Origin of the sequence: Streptomyces sp. CB01201, assembly GCF_002803085.1 — a bacterium.
GTDB lineage: Bacteria > Actinomycetota > Actinomycetes > Streptomycetales > Streptomycetaceae > Streptomyces > Streptomyces hundungensis.
This window is the reverse complement of sequence record NZ_NNBJ01000007.1, coordinates 67,341-86,278: the sequence shown is the minus strand read 5'-3', so window position 1 is coordinate 86,278 and position 18,938 is coordinate 67,341. Positions and strand designations below refer to the sequence as shown.

The following is an 18,938-nucleotide window of genomic DNA, read 5'->3' as shown; positions in this document are numbered from 1 at the left end:
CGGCGGCAAGTGCGGGCCACCGAGCGGGCCCGCACACAAGGCCGCGGCAGCGCAGCCACCCTCCGTACGACGGCGATCGGCCGAACCCGGAGGAACGTCCACGGCGTACCCGATGGCCGCGGCCTCGGCGTCGGGCCGGACGAGGGCCGCGCACAAGACGGCAGGGCGAGCGGGCGGGCTTACGGCCACGGCGGGCAAGCGTCGCCGACGGCCACGGCGGGCAGGCGACGCGTGCGGCCACGGCAGCGGGCGTCGCCATCGAGGCATCCCTTGGCGACGGCGACGGCGTCGGGCGCGCGGCCCCGGGGGCCCCGCCGTGTCGGACGGCGGCGCAGGCCGCGCCGTCAGGCCGTGACTTCAGACCTCGGGGCGCAGCATCGGCGGGTTGAGGAGCGTGGCGCCGCCGGCCCGGAACAGCTGGGCGGGGCGGCCGCCCTGGCGGGTCGTGGTGCCGCCGGCCGGGACCAGGAACCCCGGGGTGCCGGTCACCTTGCGGTGGAAGTTGCGCGGGTCGAGCGCGACACCCCACACCGCCTCGTAGACCCGGCGCAGCTCACCGACCGTGAACTCGGCCGGGCAGAACGCGGTGGCCAGCGAGGAGTACTCGATCTTCGACCGGGCGCGTTCGACCCCGTCCGCCAGGATCCGGGCGTGGTCGAAGGCGAGCGGCGCGGGCTGTTCGCCGTCGCGGCCGAAGCCGCCCTCCTGGCCCAGCAGGTCCTCGACGGGAGCCCAGCGCGCGCTGTGCGCGTCGCCGCCGGCGCGCGGTGCGGGCAGATCGGGGGCGAGCGCGAGGTGGGCCACGCTGACCACCCGCATCCGGGGGTCGCGCCGGGGGTCGCCGTAGGTGGCGAGCTGTTCGAGGTGGGCGCCGTTGTCGAGCGCGGGGGCCGACGGATCCGAGGCGCACAGACCCGTCTCCTCGCCCAGCTCCCTGGCCGCCGCCATGGAGAGGTCCTCGTCGTCGCGGACGAATCCGCCGGGCAGCGCCCAGCGCCCCTGGAACGGTTGCTCCCTGCGGCGCACCACGAGCGCGCAGAGCGCGTGGCGGCGCACGGTCAGCACGACCAGGTCGACGGTCACGGCGAAGGGCGGGTAGGCCGACGGGTCGTAGGGCGACATGCGGCGATCATAGTCGTCTGCTTGACGATAAACACTCCCTTCGACACCGTCCGGCACTTCTTCTCCCGGCACACCTCCCGGGGCACCCGTCGCGCTCAGCCTCCCAACTGGAGTCCCGCGGCGGCCTGCTCGACCATGCCGACGCCGAGCCTGCTGACACGTACGGTGAACGGCTCCCCCGCGACGCTCAGGCCCGCGAGCCGGACCGCGCCGAGCGGGGCCGAGCGCATCGGATCGAGCGCCACCGAGCCGGCCGGCGCGTCCGGACGGATCCCGGCCAGGGCGGTGAGCAGCTGGATACCGGCCGCGGCCGCCACCGCCGCGGGACGGCAGGCGGCCGGATGCGGCACGGGCACGCCGCCCGCCGTCCGCTGCTCCCCCGCGTACATCTCGGGCAGCCGGTGCCCGAAGGCCTCCGAGGCGGCCAGAACGCCCCGCAGCAGGGCGACGGCCTCCTTCTCGTAACCGGCGGCGGCCAGGCCCGCCACGGCGACCGCGCTCTCGTGGACCCGCACCGCGCCGGCCCGGTGTCCGAACGGGTTGTATCCGGGCTCCTTGGCGGCGAGCCCGCGCAGCCCCCACCCCGAGTCCATCGCGGGGCTCCCGAGCAGCCGGGCCAGCTGTTCGGTCTGCACCTTGTCGAGCAACCCGGGGGCGAGGCGCCCACCGCCGAGCAGGCCGGTGTCCAGCAGATGGGCCGCGCCCGCGCCGAGCAGTGGCACCGGGCGCCCGTCGGCGGTACGGGCGGCGGCGGGCCGCCCGCCCCCCAGGTCGTCCAGCCAGAACTCCGCCCGGAACCGTTCCCGGAGTGCCCCGGCCCGCGCCCGCCAGTCGTCCGCTCCCGGCCTGCCGCACTCGCTCAGCAGCTCCGCGCCGAGCAGCGCGGCCCGGTGGAGGTGCGCCTGGGTCTCGGCCCGCACAAGGCCGGCGGCGACGGGGCCGCTCTCGGCGAGGTAGCCGTCGTCGCCGAGGGCGGTTGCCAGCCAGTGCAGACACCGCTCGGCGGCGGGCAGCAGTTCGGCCACCTCCGGCTCGGGCAGGCCCCAGCGCCGCGCCTCCGCCAGGACGACCGGGAAGGCGAGCGTGGCCTCCACCCCCGTGCAGCCCGGGGGCAGATAGGGCCCCGCGTCCCTGAACGGGCCCGGAATGCGCCCCAACTCCGTTTCTGGGGCGGTTAGTTGGGTCCTGGCGAGGGTGCGCAGGGTAGCGGCAGCGAGCCGCGTGGACAGGGGCAGCGCCATCCGTGCCGCCCACAGCGCCTCCGCGGGCGCCGGCCCGCACCGCCAGGGGACCCCGGCCGCCGCGTACAGATCGGACGGGCGGGCCGGGTCGCGGATCAGCAGGGCCCGCAGGTCGTCGATGCTGCGGTGCAGCAGCGCCGCCACCCGTGGGTCGTCGCCCTCGGCCCTGGCCTCCTGCGGGGTGGGCAGCGGGCCCGCTCCTTGACCGGGCGGTCGTACGGGCCGCCCGTTCCTGATGCTCAGCTGGATCGTGCACGAGCCGCCCGGCGGCAGCTCCACCGCCCAGCGCAGCACCCCCGCGGAGGCCAGCGCGTCGGTCGGCGGCGGCTGCGCGGTCACCGTGCAGTGCGCGGTGCCCGAGGTCCAGCGCATGCCCGAGTCGTGCACGCTGGCGGGTAGTTCGGGTCCGGCGCGCCCCGCGGCGACCGCACCGAGGTCGGCCAGGTCGCTGCCGAGCGCGATCTCCACCGGCAGCCGCAGTGGCCGTGCCGAGGAACTGGTCAGGGTGATGCGTTCGGTGCCGTCCGCCTGGCGGATCCGCTCGACGGTGATCTCCGGGTCGGGCCCGCCGTCCGATGCCGTGCGCACCACCGCGAGGAACCGGGCACGGTCGGCCGATATCGGCCTGCCCTGAACGGCGATCGGGTCCCGGCCCGCCACTCTCAACTGGCAGCGGGACAGCAGCCGCCGACCGTGCTGGTAGAAGCCTTCGAGGCCGTGGCCGGTGAGCTGCCCGTGTTCGGGCGACACCGCGAGTCCCGGCAGGGCCACGCAGATCACGGCGGCGTGCACGGCGGGCAGCTCGCCGGGTGGCCCGGCGGGCTTCGCCGCGAGCGGCCCCGGCGGGGCCCCGCTACCGGGAGTGGGAGGTGCGGTGGGCGCCATTACGTACCCTTCTGCGCGGTCCGGGCGACGGAGACGAGGGCGGTCGCCGGGCGCGGATGCCGCCGTCCGTCGGCGCGATGCGGTGCCCGGTGCCGCGCCGCCCTCCACGTGAACGCCCCGGGCCACGGCCGGGTCACGGACGGGTCGCCCTCCCGGCCCCCGCCCCGGGGCCGGCCGGCCGTTCACCGCTCACCCCGTCCCCTCCTCCGCCACCGGCTCCCCGCCCCGGCGACGCACCCGCACCCGCGCCTTCTCCGGCCGGGGGCCGGCGACGTCGGGCCGGGAGGCGTCAGGCCGGGAGGCGTCAGGCCGGGAGGTGTCGGGCCGGGAGGCCCCAACAGGGCGGCCCGAACTCCCTTTCTGGCGCTGCCCGTTGGAGCCATGGTGGCGCGATGCCTCGGTGACGTCGCGGCGGGGCTTGGGACGGGACCTCGGGCGGGCGCCGGATCCCGCCGACGGTGCGGCGGCCTCGGACGCGGGCTCCACAGTGGCCTCGGGCGAGGACTCCGCAGTGGCCTTGGACGAGGGAGCGGCCTCCGGCGGCGCGGAAAGCACCTCGGCCACAGGAGCGGCATCCCTAGAGTGCCCGCCCCCGGGCACCCCGGATGCTCCGGACGCAGCGGGGGCGCCCGGCCCGGCGAGCCGCGCGGCGCGTTCCTCCCGCAGGCAGACGCGCAGTTCCTCCGGGTCGAGGCCCTGGTTGCAGGCCTGATGCAGGAGATAGGCGAATCGGTAGTCGGGGTCGGCCCGCAGCGCGAGGCCGAAGGCGACCCGGGCGTGGGGTTCGTCGCCGGTGGACCAGGACACCCAGCCGGCCAGGGTGAGCAGCGCGGCAGCATGGTCCCCGTACGGCCCGACGCAGCGGCGGGCCAGTGCTCGCCACAGGCGCAGGGCGGGCCCGGCGTCGGGTTCCTCCATCCATTCGGCGGCCCAGTCACGGGTCGTACGGTCCTGGAGGCCCAGAATGACGGCCGCCGCCTCGTCGTGGGCGATGAGCCCGTCGTCCAGCTCGTCCGCCGCGTTCCCCCCGAGCAGCAGCGCGCCGGAGCTCCGGCCGACCGCGCGGGCGGCGTCCGTGCCGCGGGGCGGCATCGGTGCGTCCGCGATGCGCCGGATGAGCCGGGACGCCAGGTCCAGCGTCTCGTCGGCCACGGTCCGCCGGTCGCCGTCACCCAGGATGCGGGGGAACATCGCGGCGGCCGCCGCGTCCAGTGCTCGTTCCTGTTCGGCCACCGCAGCCGGGGACCGCCAGGGCGTGAGCCGTTCCTCCATCTCCCGCAAGGATCCCCGGACTTGGATGCCCGCGTAGGTCGCGGCCGCCGCCATCACGGAGGTGCCCGGCAGGGCGAGCACATTGCCCTCGGCGGGGCAGCAGCGGGTGTCGGGGCAGCAGTAGGACCAGTAGCGGCCGTCGGAGATGCACAGCGCTTCGCGTACGGGAACGTCGAGGCTGCCGCACGCGATGCGCAGCCGCTGGGCCAACGGCCGCAGCCGTTGCATCACTTGGCGCCCGGTACCGTCCGCCGCGGGGTCCTGGCAGAGGAAGACGACGATGCCGTCCGGCCGGGGCCCGCGCCGCTCGCTTCCGGTCACCAGGCAGTCGGCGAGCTGGTCGGCGAGGTCGGGCCACTCCTGCGGCGAGGCCGGCAGCCCCACCCTGACCCGGCCGCCGAACCGCCCGCTCTCGCCGTGCAGTGCGACCAACACGATCGAGTCGGTCGGGTGGAAGCCCAGCAAGTACGGCAGCGCGTCGGCCAGTTCGGCCGGGCCGCGCAGGGTGATCCGGGGCTCGGCGGACGAGCCATGGGCGGCGGGGTCGTGGAAAGCGGGCTCGGGAGTTTCGGGCCCGCAGTGCCGAGGTCCGCGGCCCTCGACGCCGCTGGGCCCGTGGACCTCGGCGCCGTGAGGTCCGTGGACCTCGGCCTCGCGCGGCCCGTGGACCTCGGCGCGGTGGGGCTCGGGCCCCGGCTGCTCCGGGTCGCGAAGCCCGGGCGCCCGCAGCCCGGAGTCCTGGGCAGGAGAGGCCGAGGCGTCACGGGAGGCCCGGGAGGCCTCGGAGTCGTGGGAGGCCCGGGAGTCCTGGGGGGCCTCGGAGTCGTGGGAATTGTCGTGCTCGTTGATGTCTCGCATGTCCCGAGGGTCGCGCGGCGACGAAGCTCCCACCACCCCTGTGGATAACGTTGTCCACAGGACAAAAGTGCTGGTCATACAAGTACCGGCCACCCCGCTCCCACAGCTCCTCGGGCCGCTCGGGAACGCTCCGGTCCGCGATTGTCGGACCCGTCCTGTTGTATGGGGGCATGGAGCACACGAGCAACGCGGAACTGCGTACCGAGGCCGATACCGTCCTCGCCCGTCTGGTCGGGGACGCCACCGGCACCGCGCGGCTGCGCGAGGACCAGTGGCGGGCGATCGAGGCGCTGGTCGCCGACAAGCGGCGGGCGCTCGTGGTGCAGCGCACCGGGTGGGGCAAGTCCGCGGTGTACTTCGTGGCGACCGCGCTGCTGCGGGCCCAGGGCGCCGGCCCCACCGTGATCGTCTCGCCGCTGCTCGCCCTGATGCGCAACCAGGTCGACGCGGCGGCCCGGGCGGGCATCACGGCCCGGACGATCAACTCGGCCAATCCCGAGGAGTGGGACACCGTGCAGGAGGAGGTCGCGGCGGGCGCCGTGGACGTGCTCCTGGTGTCGCCGGAGCGCCTCAACAACCCGGACTTCCGGGACAACGTGCTGCCGAAGCTGTCCGCGGCCACCGGCCTGCTCGTGGTGGACGAGGCGCACTGCATCTCCGACTGGGGCCACGACTTCCGCCCCGACTACCGCAGGCTCCGTACGATGCTCGCCGAACTGCCTCCGGGCGTCCCGGTGTTGGCCACCACCGCGACCGCGAACGCCCGTGTGACGGCGGACGTGGCCGAGCAGCTCGGCACCGGCGGCGGCTCGGACGCGCTGGTGCTGCGCGGCCCGCTGGACCGCGAGAGCCTCAGCCTCAACGTGGTCTCACTGCCGGACGCGGCGCACCGCCTGGGCTGGCTCGCCGACCACCTCGACGAGCTGCCGGGCTCCGGGATCATCTACACGCTGACCGTCGCGGCGGCCGAGGAGATCACCACATATCTGCGCCGGCGCGGGCACACCGTCGCCTCGTACACCGGCAAGACGGAGAACGCGGACCGCCAGCAGGCCGAGGACGACCTGCTCGCCAACCGGGTCAAGGCGCTGGTCGCCACCTCCGCGCTCGGCATGGGCTTCGACAAGCCGGACCTGGGCTTCGTCGTCCACCTCGGTTCGCCCTCCTCGCCCATCGCCTACTACCAGCAGGTCGGCCGTGCCGGCCGCGGTGTGGACCACGCGGAGGTCCTGCTGCTGCCCGGCCGCGAGGACGAGGCGATCTGGAAGTACTTCGCGTCGGTGGCCTTCCCGCCCGAGGAGCAGGTGCGGCGCACCCTGGACGTGCTGGCGCACAGCGAGCGCCCGATGTCGCTGCCCGCCCTTGAGCCCCTGGTGGAGCTGCGGCGGACGCGTCTGGAGACCATGCTCAAGGTGCTCGACGTGGACGGCGCGGTCCACCGGGTCAAGGGCGGCTGGACGAGCACGGGACGGCCCTGGACGTACGACGCCGAGCGGTACGCGTGGGTCGCCCGCCAGCGTTCGGCCGAGCAGCAGGCGATGCGCGACTACGCCTCCACGACGGGCTGCCGGATGGAGTTCCTGCGCCGCCAGCTCGACGACGACCAGGCGGCGCCGTGCGGGCGCTGCGACAACTGCGCGGGTGCCCGCTTCACGGCCGACGTGTCGGGCATGGCGCTGGACGAGGCGCGCGGCGAGCTGACCCGGCCCGGCGTGGAGGTGGAGCCCCGCAAGATGTGGCCCACCGGGCTCGCGGCGATCGGCATCGATCTGAAGGGCCGCATCCCGGCGGGTGAACAGGCCTTCTCCGGAAGGGCGTTGGGGCGGCTTTCGGACATCGGCTGGGGCAACCGGCTGCGCCCGATGCTGGCGCCCGGCGCCCCGGACGGGCCGGTGCCCGACGACGTGGTCCAGGCCGTGGTGAGCGTCCTCGCCGACTGGGCGAAGGGCAGGGGCGGCTGGGCCTCGGGCGGTCCCGACGCGCCGTCCCGGCCGGCCGGTGTCGTGACGCTCCCCTCGCGCACGCGGCCCGCGCTCGTCTCCTCGCTCGGCGCACGGATCGCGGAGATCGGCCGGATGCCGCTGCTCGGATCCCTGGAGTACGCGCCGGGCCCGGCGGGCGAACGGATCGCGCAGTCCAACAGCGCCCAGCGGGTGCGGGCGTTGCACCATGCCTTCGTCGTCCCCGACGCACTGTCCGCCGCCCTGTCCGAAACCGGCGGCCCCGTGCTCCTGGTCGATGACGCGTCCGACACGGGCTGGACGCTGGCGGTCGCGGCCAGGCTGCTGCGCCGCTCCGGAGCCGAGGGGGTGTTCCCGCTGGTCCTCGCGGTCCAGGCGTGAGAGCAGGGGTGACCGGGGGTGCCGCTGGGCAGGGATATGAGTGCCATACCCGTCGATTCAGGTCAGCGACGTCAATTGCTCGTTGCCGCCCGACCTCGCGGCGGGAAGAATTGGAGCCGCCCCCGCACGGTCCCCCTGTGGTCCTGAAGGGCTGTGCCGTGGTGCGCCCCCACCCGGCTTCGCCCGCACTGTGGGCGCGTATTCGGAAGGGAGGACCGTGACCTTCGGATTCGCTCCGTCCGCCGCCTCAGCAGCAGCGTCCACCCGCGTATCGGCCGACTCCGCGAACCGCTTCGGGCGGATCCTGGAGCCCGCCGAGTGGGCCGCCGCCGGCATTCCGCTGCTGCGCAATCCGCGCGAGGTCGTCAGCGGGCTGCACGCCCGGCACCGTCCGACGCCCACGACCGCCGTCATCGCGGTCCTCGACCATGAGGAACGGCTCGCCGCCAGCGCGTCGTTCGCCCGCCGCGCGGCTCCGGCCGACGGCTGGGAGTTCCGCAACGCGCTGCTCGCACAGCTGCGCCGGGTCATCCCGCACGATCTGCGCCGCCGGACCCCGGTGCGTACCGCCGTACTGCTCTACTGCCGTGACGGCGACGAGCGGTGGACGGAGGAGGACGGGGCCTGGATGTGGGGCCTGCGCGATGCCTGCACGCTGCACGGGCTGCGCTGTGGTGCCTACATCACGCTCACGCGCGATGGCTGGCAGGTGCTCGGCGAGGGGCGCGGCGGCCGTCGCCCCAGCTCGGTCTCGGGGCCCGGCTCCCTGGCGGACGTCGGCAACGAGCTGGCCGAACCGCTGCCGTTGCGCCCGGGCGCGGCCGCGGTGGACATGTTGCGGCGCACCGCCGCACGCTGAACCGTTTCGGCAGCGGGGCCGCGAACCCCGGCCCGCCCCGCATCGGGCCGGCCGACCTCGCGGCACGGCCGGTGGTCACCGTTCAGCCGCTCGCCACCGCATGCCCGATCGCCCGCAATGGCCGGCCCGCGCGCCCGGTCGGGCGCGCGGGGCCCGGCGATCGACCGGTCGCGCCGGTCAGACTCCGGCGCCGAGCGCCGCGTTGACGCGCTGCGGGTCGCCGCACACGATGAGCAGCGTCCCGGCGCGGGCCAGGGCGAGCGGCAGCGCGCGGGCCGCCGGTTCCCCGGCCCCGTCGCCGTTGACGGCGACGACGACCACCGGGCGGGCCGAGGCCCGCTCGACCGAGGCCGCGGCGGCGTAGAAGACGTCGTCCCGGGCGTCGTGCTGGGCCCAGTAGGCGTCCTCGCCGAAGGACAGCTCGTGCGCCGCCCACGGGTGCTGCTCACCGGTGGTGAGGACCAGGATGTCGCCCGGCGCACGGCCGGTGTCGAGCAGCAGGTCCACCGCCTCGCCCGCGGCGTCGAGCGCGCCGTCGGCGGGGGCCGGGATCAGCTGGATCTGCGGACCGGACGGGCTCGGCGGCCCGGACGGCGGGGTCGGCGCGGCGGAGGTGTGCGAGCGCTGCGCGGGGGGCGTGGGCCGGGCCGGGCCGGGGCCCGGACGTCCGGGACGCGGTGCGGCCGCGGTACGCGGGCCGGGTACGGGGCGAGGGGTCTGCGCGGTGCGGCCGGCGGCCGGGGTGACGCGGGGACCCTGGGCACTCTCGTGAATCTGAGGCTCCTCGGGGATGAGAGGCATGAGTGGATGTCTATCAAATGCCGGTGAAGGCGTCACCGGCGGGTGGGCACAAAGGTGCGATCGTGGCGGAGTCTCCCCGCAACTGGGCGGGAAAGTCCAGGGATTTCAGGACGCGAGAGAGGACTTTCGCGCGTCCGGAAAACGGACCGGAAGGCTCCGCGAACGGGGCCGCACCCTGCGGACAACGGAGCGCGAACCCAGGGGTCCCCGCCCGTCCTCGGGGTCAGAAGTCGAAGCCGAGCTGTCCCCCGCTTTCGAGTGCGGCCGCCTCAGCGGACAGCCGCGCCTTCTTCAAATGCCGCCACCGGGGCAGCGCGTCCAGATACGACCACGACAGCCGGTGGTAGGGGGTGGGGCCCTGCTCTTCGAGGGCCGCCTTGTGGACGGGCGAGGGGTAACCGGCGTTCTCGGCGAAGCCGAATCCCGCGTACTCCCCCTCGGCGCCCGTCAGTTCGGCCATCATCGCGTCCCGGCGCACCTTGGCGATCACCGAGGCGGCCGAGACCGCGATGCAGGACTGGTCGCCCTTGATCACCGTACGGACCTGCCAGGGCAGGCCGAGATAGTTGTGCTTGCCGTCGAGGATCACCGCGTCCGGCCGCACCGGCAGCGCCTCCAGGGCGCGCACGGCGGCGAGCCGCAGGGCCGCGGTCATCCCGAGCTCGTCGATCTCCTCGGGCGAGGCGTCACCGAGCCCGTAGGCGGTGACCCACCCCTCCAGGACCGCGGCCAGCTCGGTGCGGCGCTTGGGGCTGATCAGTTTGGAGTCGGTGAGCCCGAGCGGCGGGCGGCGCAGTCCGGTGACGGCCGCGCAGACCGTGACGGGACCGGCCCACGCCCCGCGTCCGACTTCGTCGACACCGGCGACGATCTTGGCGCCGGTGGTGGCGCGAATCGAGCGCTCGACGCTGTGGGTGGGTGGTTCGTACGGCATGGCGCCTGCAAGGTTACGCCGCCGGGGGCCGCGCGCGACACCCAGGTCACCCCGGACCGCCCGCAAGCGGCTCCCAGCCGGCGCTCAGGGCGCTCCCAGGAAGCGCAGAGGCAGCTCCCAGACAGCGCTCGGGCCGAGCACGGCCGCCCGGGCCGGTCCTCAGCCCGCGGCGGCCGGGACCCACTCCGGCAGGGCCTCGGTGCGCTCCAGCCAGGTGGCCGGGGGCGCCCCCGCGGGAGCCGCCGCGACGACTCCGCCGACGATCGCGCAGGTCGTGTCGACGTCCCCGCCGACCTGCGCCGTCGTCCAGAACGCCCGCTCGTAGTCGCCGAGTCCGCGCGCCGCCGACCAGAGCGCGAACGGCACGGTGTCGTGCGCGCTGGTGCGCCGCCCGGAGCCGAGCACCGCGGCCACCGTCGCCGCGTCGTCGTAGTCGAGCATGTCGCGCGCCCGGCGCAGCCCGGCGCCCACCGCGCTGCGCGGCACGAGCGCGATCACGGCGTCCAGGAGATCACCCGGCGCGGGAGGACCCGCGGGGGCCGCGGCCAGGGCGGCAGCGGCCGCGACCGCCATCGCCCCGACGACCGCCTCGCGGTGCTGGTGGGTGGTGTACGAGGAGATCTCGGCCTGGTGCGTGGCCTGTTCGGGATCGTCCGCGTACCAGGCGCCGAGCGGCGCGATCCGCATGGCGGAGCCGTTGCCCCAGGAGCCCTGGCCCTTGAACAGGGCGGAGGCCAGCGTCCGCCAGTCGCCGCCCTCGCGGACCAGGCGCAGCATCCGGTTGACCGCCGGGCCGTAGCCGCGGTCGAAGTCGTGGTGGTGGGCGAAGGACAGCGCGAGCGCGTCCTGGTCGATCCGGCCGTGCGAGGCGAGCACGGCCAGCACCGAGCAGGCCATCTCGGTGTCGTCGGTCCACTGCCAGGGGCCTTCGGGCAGTTCCCGGCGCTTGAGGAGGGGGTAGTGGGCGGGGACGAAGAACTGGGAGCCCAGTGCGTCCCCGACGGACAGGCCGCGCAGGCTGTCCAGGGCGCGTACGAAGCGCGTGTCGAGTGATTCTGTGGAGGAGTCAGCGGTCATCGCGCAGCCACTCTATCCGGTGATCCCGTACGGCTCGGGGGCACGCCACCGCTGAAACGGCCGGTCGAGCGAGTACCGCCCGTCCGGTCCGAGCAGCAGCGTCCTGGTCTCGGCGTTGCCCGGATTGGACAGCGATTCGAAATCGGCCACGCTCCAGTGGAACCAGCGCATGCAGAACAGCCTCATGGTGAGCCCGTGGGTCACCAGCAGCACGTTGGGCGGGTGGTCCGGCGCCTCGAAGCTGCGGTAGAGGCTCTCCAGGAACGCCCCGACCCGGTCGTAGACATCGGCGCCCGACTCGCCCTGGGCGAACCGGTAGAAGAAGTGGCCGTACGCGTCCCGGTAGGCCTTCTGCAGCTTGACGTCGTCGCGGTCCTGCCAGTTGCCCCAGTCCTGCTCGCGCAGCCTCGGCTCCTCGCGGATGCGCACCTGGGCGGGGTCGAGGCCGAAGGCGCGGAACGTCTCGTGGGTGCGCCGGTAGGGCGAGACGTAGACGCTGACGCCCTCGTCCTGGAACATCTCCCGCAGCCGTTCCCCCGTCGCCTCGGCCTGGCGCAGCCCGGCTTCGGTGAGCCGCAGCGCATGGTCGGGCTCGCGTTCGTACACGGTGTCGTCGGCATTGCCCTCCGACTCGCCATGCCGGACGAGGACGATGCGCCGTGGTCTTGCCATGACACAAACCCTAGATCGCCCGCGCCGTGATCGAGCACCTGTCCGGCCTCCATCCGGCGTAGACGCCGCACACAGCACCCCGGACCGCCTCTTTCCGGGCGGCGGGGCCGGGGTCGGACCGCCGGCGGGAAGGGGCCGGCTCTGCGGCGGGGCCGGTGTCAGACCGTCCAGTCCGCGTCGAGCTGCACCACGTCGCCGGTCAGGGCCGCGACGTCCGTCTCGGTCTCCGCGCGCAGGGACAGCCGCTCCACCCGGTCGGCCCGGTACTTGCCGCGCTCGGCGGCCGACCGCCACATGGAGAGCACCAGGAACTCCTGGCCCGGGGCCTCGGCGAACACCCCGCGCAGCATGCCCGGAGAGCCCGCCATCGCCGGGTTCCAGACCCGCTGCTGCATCAGCGCGAAGTGCTCGACCCGGTCCTCGTGCACCGTGCAGTGCGCGACCCGGACCACGTCCGCGTCGCTGAAGCGCGGCTCGAAGCCGGTCTTCACGTCGAAGCGGTGGTCGAAGAGCTTCGTCTCGATGTCCTTGTACGTGCCGGACTGGGCGGCGGCGAGCCGGTCGTGCGCCCGCGCCATGAAGGAGTCGTAGAACGCCCGGCTCTCCCAGAAACCGAAGACATGGGCCACTTCCGGCCGCCGCCGGCTCCAGCCGCCGCCCTGCCCCCGGAAACCGGGCTCGCCGAGCAGCCCCGCCCATTTCCGCTGTCCCCGCTCGAAACCGCGGCGGTCCACCACGGTGCAGCGACTCCACTTGACCAGCACCGCGCCATCGTACGGCGCACCACCGCACCCCCGTCAGGCTCCGGCGGACTATGTCCGCAGGAATATGCCGTGCGTCCCGAACCCCAGTCCACTACCGAACACCAAGACGGCCCTCGCGGTCATCCAAACCCCCTGCCGACGAGCCCAGTTGTACGAGATCTTCCTGGTCCATCACGATATCGAAGACCACTGACAACACCCCGCGAGCTCCGCCGCGGCCACCCGGTGGGCTCTTCGGTGCCGTCCGTACGAACGGTGGTGAGCGCCTCCCGGACGAGCGCCCGGCGCACCCCGGGCGCGGCGGGCCAACCCCGGTGACGCGGTGGCCACTTCGCCCCGCAGGACGTACGGAGCGTGACAGCATGGAGGTGCGCGGCGGCGACGGACCTGGGGAGGGCGTGGGCATGAGCGGTATCGGCAAGGGGCTCGGCACGGTCGAGGTGGCACTGCGATGGGACCCGAGCCCGCTCGGCTCCCCGGCCCACGACCTGGATCTGGTGGCAGCGGTCTATACGGCGGCGGCGCCCCGGGGGCCGGCCGCCTACTCGGTGTACTTCGACCGGCGCTCCCCCGAGGGCACGATCTCCCTCGACCGGGACAGCCGTACGGGCCAGGGCCTCGGCTATGACGAGGTCATGACCGTGGATCTGGGCCGCATGCCCGAGAGGCACACGCGCGTCGTGGTCGGCGTGGTCATCCAGCAGGCAGCCGGGCCCCTCGTGTTCGGCGACGTGGCCGATCCCGGCATCCGCATCCGCGAGGGCTACACCGAGCTGTCCCGGCACGGCTTCGAGGAGGTCGCCGAAGCACGGGCGGCGACGGTCGCCGAGTTCGCCCGGGGGGCCTCGGGTGCGTGGGAGTTCCATCGGGATGTCCGCGGATTCACCCTCGACCCGGACGCCTTCATCGCCGCCATGGGCGCCTCCCCCGCCTGAGTCCCTGCCCGCAGCACACCGTCGGGGGCGCACGGCTGACGGCGCACAGCTGACACGACTGAGGGGACCGGCGTGTGCCGGTCCCCTCAGGACGGTGTGCTCAGGTCAGCGCGGTGCGCTCACCCATAGGTGCCGGTGCGATGTCAGCTGCAACCGCTGGTCGAGCCGCAGCCCTCGCAGATGTAGCAGGAGCCGGCCCGCTGCATCTTCGTGCCGCAGGAGAAGCAGAGCGGCGCGTCGGCGCTGACGCCGAGCTGCATCTCGGCGAGTTCGGCCGAGTTGTGCGCGACCTTGGGGGCCTCGGTCTCGGCCGCCTTCGGGGCCGCCACGGCCTTCAGCGGCTCGGTCTGGCGCGGGGCGGACTGGGCCAGGCTCTCGACGTCCAGCTCGTCGTCGCCCAGGGCCGGCTCGTAGGAACCGGTGTCCAGGTGGCGCTGGCGCTCCTCGGCGGAGTGGATACCGAGCGCCGAGCGGGTCTCGAACGGCAGGAAGTCCAGCGCCAGGCGGCGGAAGATGTAGTCGACGATCGACTGCGCCATCCGCACGTCCGGGTCGTCCGTCATACCGGCCGGCTCGAAGCGCATGTTGGTGAACTTCGAGACGTAGGTCTCCAGCGGCACGCCGTACTGGAGGCCCACCGAGACGGCGATGGAGAAGGCGTCCATCATGCCCGCGAGGGTCGAGCCCTGCTTGGACATCTTCAGGAAGACCTCGCCCAGACCGTCGTCCGGGTAGGAGTTGGCGGTCATGTAGCCCTCGGCGCCGCCGACCGTGAACGAGGTGGTGATCCCCGGGCGGCCCTTGGGCAGACGCTTGCGGACCGGGCGGTACTCGATGACCTTCTCGACCGCGGTGCGGATGGTGTCCTCGGCCTTGGCGGTGACCGCCTCCTTCTCCTTCTCCTTGGTCTTCGCGGAGAGGGGCTGGCCGACCTTGCAGTTGTCGCGGTAGATGGCGAGCGCCTTGACGCCCATCTTCCACGCCTCGAAGTAGACCTCCTCGACGTCCTCGACGGTCGCCGTCTCCGGCAGGTTGACCGTCTTGGACAGGGCGCCGGAGATCCACGGCTGGATGGCCGCCATCATGCGGACGTGGCCCATGGCGGAGATGGAGCGCTCGCCCATGGCGCAGTCGAAGACCTCGTAGTGCTCGGTCTTCAGGCCGGGGGCGTCGATGACGTTCCCGTTCTCGGCGATGTGGGCGACGATCGCCTCGATCGCCTCCTCCTGGTAGCCGAGACGGCGCAGCGCCTGCGGCACCGTGCCGTTGACGATCTGCATCGAGCCGCCGCCGACCAGCTTCTTGAACTTGACCAGGGCGAGGTCGGGCTCCAGGCCGGTGGTGTCGCACGACATGGCGAGACCGATGGTGCCGGTGGGAGCGATGACCGAGGCCTGCGCGTTGCGGAAACCGTTCTTCGCGCCGAGCCGGATCACGTCCTGCCAGGCCTCCGTGGCGGCGGCCCAGATCGGGTTGTCCAGGTCGTCCACGTGCACGGCCGCGGTGTTGGCGTCGGCGTGCTGCTTCATGACGCGCTGGTGCGGCTCGGCGTTGCGGGCGTAGCCGTCGTACGCGCCGACGACCGCGGCGAGCTCGGCGGAGCGCTTGTAGGAGGTGCCGGTCATCAGGGAGGTGATGGCACCGGCGAGGGCGCGGCCGCCGTCGGAGTCGTACGCGTGACCCGTGGCCATCAGCAGGGCGCCGAGGTTGGCGTAGCCGATGCCCAGCTGGCGGTAGGCGCGGGTGTTCTCGCCGATCTTCTGGGTCGGGAAGTCCGCGAAGCAGATGGAGATGTCCATCGCGGTGATGACCAGCTCGACGACCTTGGCGAAGCGCTCGACCTCGAAGGACTGGTTGCCCAGGCCGTCGTCCTTGAGGAACTTCATCAGGTTCAGGGACGCGAGGTTGCAGGACGTGTTGTCCAGGTGCATGTACTCGCTGCACGGGTTCGAGCCGTTGATGCGGCCGGACTCCGGGCAGGTGTGCCAGTGGTTGATGGTGTCGTCGTACTGGATGCCGGGGTCGGCGCAGGCCCAGGCGGCCTCGGCCATCTTGCGGAAGAGCGACTTGGCGTCGACCTCCTCGATGACGTCCCCCGTCATACGGGACGTCAGACCGAACTTTCCGCCCTGCTCGACCGCCTTCATGAAGGTGTCGTTCACCCGGACCGAGTTGTTCGCGTTCTGGTACTGGACGGACGTGATGTCGTCGCCGCCCAGGTCCATGTCGAAGCCCGCGTCACGCAGCGCGCGGATCTTCTCCTCTTCCTTCACCTTGGTCTCGATGAAGTTCTCGATGTCGGGGTGGTCGACGTCGAGGATGACCATCTTGGCCGCGCGGCGGGTGGCGCCGCCGGACTTGATGGTGCCGGCCGAGGCGTCGGCGCCGCGCATGAAGGAGACGGGACCCGAGGCGTTGCCGCCGGAGGACAGCAGTTCCTTGGAGGAGCGGATGCGGGAGAGGTTCAGGCCGGCGCCGGAGCCGCCCTTGAAGATCATGCCCTCTTCCTTGTACCAGTCGAGGATCGACTCCATGGAGTCGTCGACGGCCAGGATGAAGCAGGCCGAGACCTGCTGCGGCTGGGGCGTGCCGACGTTGAACCACACCGGCGAGTTGAAGCTGAAGATCTGGTGCAGGAGGGCGTACGCCAGCTCGTGCTCGAAGATCTCGGCGTCGGCGGGCGAGGCGAAGTACCCGTAGTCCTCGCCGGCCTTCGTGTAGGTCTTGACGATCCGGTCGATGAGCTGCTTGAGACCGGTCTCGCGCTGCGGGGTGCCGACGGCCCCGCGGAAGTACTTGCTGGTGACGATGTTGACCGCGTTCACCGACCAGAAGTCGGGGAACTCGACGCCACGCTGCTCGAAGTTGACCGAGCCGTCGCGCCAGTTGGTCATGACGACGTCACGGCGCTCCCAGGACACCTCGTCGTACGGATGCACGCCGGGGGTGGTGTGGATGCGCTCGATACGCAGACCCTTGGTGGCCTTGGATCCCTTGGCTCGGGAACCTCGTGCCGGGCCGCTCGCCGTCTCTGTCATTGCCGCCTCCCATACGCGGGCAAAAACGCCCAAAAGTGCCTGAATGTTCCCAAGGCACGGTGCTTGTCTGTTGCCACGGGCGCAGCCGAAACGCACCCCTGGCAGGTCTTGGATTGCCGCCGATCGGCGACCGCGGGCCGCGGGCCCCCCGGTCAGTCGGCAGCGGTGGCGGGCACGGGGACCTCGGGGGTCACGCCGGCCACGCACTCGTCGGGTTGGTCCCCGCCGGGCTGCCGCTCGCGGAGTTCCACGATGGCCGCCTCGAAGTCGTCGAGGGTGTCGAAGGCCCGGTACACGGACGCGAAGCGCAGGTACGCGACGAGGTCGAGCTCCTGCAACGGGCCGAGTATGGCCAGACCCACGTCATGGGTGGTCAGCTCGGCGCTTCCGGTGGCGCGCAGCGCCTCCTCGACCCGCTGGCCGAGCTTGGCAAGGGCGTCCTCGGTGACCGGCCGTCCTTGGCACGCCTTGCGGACGCCGGAGATGACCTTGGTACGGCTGAAGGGCTCGGTCACGCCGGAGCGCTTGATGACCATCAGCGAGGCCGTCTCCACCGTCGTGAAGCGACGGGAGCAGTCGGGGCACTGGCGGCGCCGGCGGATCGACGTGCCGTCATCGGTCGTACGACTGTCGACGACACGGCTGTCGGGGTGCCTGCAGAAGGGGCAGTGCATGGTTCCCAACCCTCCTTCACAGCACGACTGAATAGCCTCACCAGGCCCGGAAATCCACCCGCGAAGCGACCACCAGCATAGGCGATGACCACGGACCTGAAGGACCAGGACCACAACTTCTGGGTGGCTGCACCAATCCAACCACTAGATCTAGGGTTTGGCCGCTTATCCGGCCCTACCGCGTGTCGTGGGCCCCCGACCTCGGGCACGACCCCGGGCCGCCGATTTCCGGCCGTCGAGGACCTTACGGGAAGCGCGTCGCAGCGCCGGATCGCGGGGTGCCGGATGACAGACTGTGCCGCGGGGCGCCGTCGTCGCACGCGACACGCGGCGGCCGCCGGAACGGTCCCCTGGAGGCAGGTCGCCGAGCGTCCGCCTCAGCGGTGAAGGGTACCGTAATGGACCGAATTGCCGTTCGACGGGCCCCTCATCGGGACTCGCACATACACCCACCCTCAGAGCCGCGTAGCGCGTTCTGCGATTTTTCACTCGAACGTGTGTTTGGCGCAACCTTTCGAAAGCTACTACCGTTGTCCAGCTAGGGAGACCAATTCGAGAGGGGCCGACGTGACCACCACCGCAGACAGTGCCACCATCACTGCCCAGGACCGCTCCCAGACCCGACTTGAGCCGGTGCATGCCATGAACGACGCAGTCACGAACCAGGGGGCGGACGCCACAAGGCCCGCCCGCTCCCTGCCAGGCCGGCCCCCAGGAATCAGGGCGGACAGCTCGGGCCTCACCGATCGGCAACGGCGGGTCATCGAGGTCATCCGGGACTCCGTGCAGCGCCGTGGCTACCCGCCGTCGATGCGGGAGATCGGTCAGGCCGTCGGCCTCTCCAGCACCTCGTCCGTCGCCCACCAGCTGATGGCCCTGGAGCGCAAGGGCTTCCTGCGCCGCGACCCGCACCGGCCGCGCGCCTACGAGGTCCGCGGCTCCGACCAGCCCAGCAGCCAGCCCACCGACACCGCAGGCAAGCCGGCCGCCTCCTATGTGCCGCTGGTCGGCCGGATCGCCGCCGGTGGCCCGATCCTCGCCGAGGAGTCGGTCGAGGACGTCTTCCCCCTCCCCCGCCAGCTCGTCGGTGACGGCGAGCTGTTCGTCCTGAAGGTCGTCGGCGACTCGATGATCGAAGCCGCGATCTGCGACGGCGACTGGGTCACGGTCCGCCGTCAGCCCGTCGCCGAGAACGGCGACATCGTCGCCGCGATGCTCGACGGCGAGGCCACCGTCAAGCGCTTCAAGCGCGAGGACAACCACATCTGGCTGCTCCCGCACAACGCCGCCTACCAGCCGATCCCCGGCGACGAAGCGACCATCCTGGGCAAGGTCGTGGCGGTGCTCCGGCGGGTCTGACCCCTCCGCCGGCTCTGAACCGGGCCCCGGGACCTCCTGCGCCGGTCCCGGGGCCCTGCCATACCTGCCTCCGGGGCTGCCCCTTCACGGGGGCGGGGCAGCCCC

14 protein-coding genes are annotated in these 18,938 nt (G+C 72.9%); 4 read left to right on the top strand and 10 right to left on the bottom strand.

What is annotated here, in order from left to right:
* Positions 1-357: 357 nt before the first annotated feature.
* From CG740_RS16390 to CG740_RS16380, 3 genes are all read right to left on the bottom strand, one after another.
* The gene (locus CG740_RS16390; RefSeq protein ID WP_100575881.1) at positions 358-1,122 is read right to left on the bottom strand and encodes an NUDIX hydrolase; all 765 of its coding nucleotides are present in this window, start codon (positions 1,120-1,122) and stop codon (positions 358-360) included.
* A gap of 95 nt (positions 1,123-1,217) precedes the next feature.
* Positions 1,218-3,248, bottom strand: a complete 2,031-nt coding sequence (locus tag CG740_RS16385; RefSeq protein ID WP_100575880.1) for a glycogen debranching N-terminal domain-containing protein — start codon at positions 3,246-3,248, stop codon at positions 1,218-1,220.
* 189 nt (positions 3,249-3,437) lie between these two features.
* Entirely contained in the window at positions 3,438-5,378 is a 1,941-nt protein-coding gene (locus CG740_RS16380; protein WP_100575879.1) for a DUF4192 domain-containing protein, read from the bottom strand.
* A gap of 170 nt (positions 5,379-5,548) precedes the next feature.
* Between CG740_RS16380 and CG740_RS16375 the strand changes: the two genes are divergently transcribed.
* Both CG740_RS16375 and CG740_RS16370 read left to right on the top strand, forming a co-directional pair.
* Positions 5,549-7,720, top strand: coding sequence for a RecQ family ATP-dependent DNA helicase (locus tag CG740_RS16375; protein WP_100575878.1), 2,172 nt, complete (start codon positions 5,549-5,551; stop codon positions 7,718-7,720).
* 217 nt (positions 7,721-7,937) lie between these two features.
* Positions 7,938-8,579, top strand: coding sequence for a hypothetical protein (locus CG740_RS16370; RefSeq protein WP_100575877.1), 642 nt, complete (start codon positions 7,938-7,940; stop codon positions 8,577-8,579).
* Between the two features lie 177 nt (positions 8,580-8,756).
* On the opposite strand, the gene CG740_RS16365 is transcribed toward CG740_RS16370, so the two are convergent.
* The 5 genes from CG740_RS16365 to CG740_RS16345 form a co-directional block, all read right to left on the bottom strand.
* Positions 8,757-9,380 (bottom strand): hypothetical protein, encoded by a 624-nt coding sequence (locus CG740_RS16365; RefSeq protein WP_100575876.1) that lies wholly within the window; start codon positions 9,378-9,380, stop codon positions 8,757-8,759.
* A gap of 223 nt (positions 9,381-9,603) precedes the next feature.
* Positions 9,604-10,314: a ribonuclease HII gene (locus CG740_RS16360; RefSeq protein ID WP_100575875.1), complete on the bottom strand. Its 711-nt coding sequence runs from the start codon at positions 10,312-10,314 to the stop codon at positions 9,604-9,606.
* Positions 10,315-10,473: 159 nt separating this feature from the next.
* Entirely contained in the window at positions 10,474-11,391 is a 918-nt protein-coding gene (locus tag CG740_RS16355; RefSeq protein ID WP_100575874.1) for an ADP-ribosylglycohydrolase family protein, read from the bottom strand.
* A 12-nt stretch (positions 11,392-11,403) separates the two neighbouring features.
* Positions 11,404-12,063 carry a histidine phosphatase family protein gene (locus CG740_RS16350; protein WP_100575873.1) on the bottom strand — a complete coding sequence of 220 codons (660 nt, stop codon included), beginning with the start codon at positions 12,061-12,063 and terminating at the stop codon, positions 11,404-11,406.
* 158 nt (positions 12,064-12,221) lie between these two features.
* Complete coding sequence (locus CG740_RS16345; protein ID WP_100575872.1) at positions 12,222-12,827, bottom strand: YdbC family protein; 606 nt, start codon at positions 12,825-12,827, stop codon at positions 12,222-12,224.
* 404 nt (positions 12,828-13,231) lie between these two features.
* On the opposite strand from CG740_RS16345, the gene CG740_RS16340 reads away from it, so the two are divergent.
* Entirely contained in the window at positions 13,232-13,762 is a 531-nt protein-coding gene (locus CG740_RS16340; protein ID WP_100576072.1) for a TerD family protein, read from the top strand.
* Positions 13,763-13,905: 143 nt separating this feature from the next.
* On the opposite strand, the gene CG740_RS16335 is transcribed toward CG740_RS16340, so the two are convergent.
* Both CG740_RS16335 and nrdR read right to left on the bottom strand, forming a co-directional pair.
* Positions 13,906-16,800: a vitamin B12-dependent ribonucleotide reductase gene (locus tag CG740_RS16335; protein ID WP_100575871.1), complete on the bottom strand. Its 2,895-nt coding sequence runs from the start codon at positions 16,798-16,800 to the stop codon at positions 13,906-13,908.
* A gap of 152 nt (positions 16,801-16,952) precedes the next feature.
* Complete coding sequence (gene nrdR / locus CG740_RS16330; protein ID WP_100575870.1) at positions 16,953-17,474, bottom strand: transcriptional regulator NrdR; 522 nt, start codon at positions 17,472-17,474, stop codon at positions 16,953-16,955.
* A gap of 567 nt (positions 17,475-18,041) precedes the next feature.
* On the opposite strand from nrdR, the gene lexA reads away from it, so the two are divergent.
* Positions 18,042-18,833 (top strand): transcriptional repressor LexA, encoded by a 792-nt coding sequence (lexA, locus tag CG740_RS16325; RefSeq protein WP_100575869.1) that lies wholly within the window; start codon positions 18,042-18,044, stop codon positions 18,831-18,833.
* Positions 18,834-18,938 lie beyond the last annotated feature (105 nt).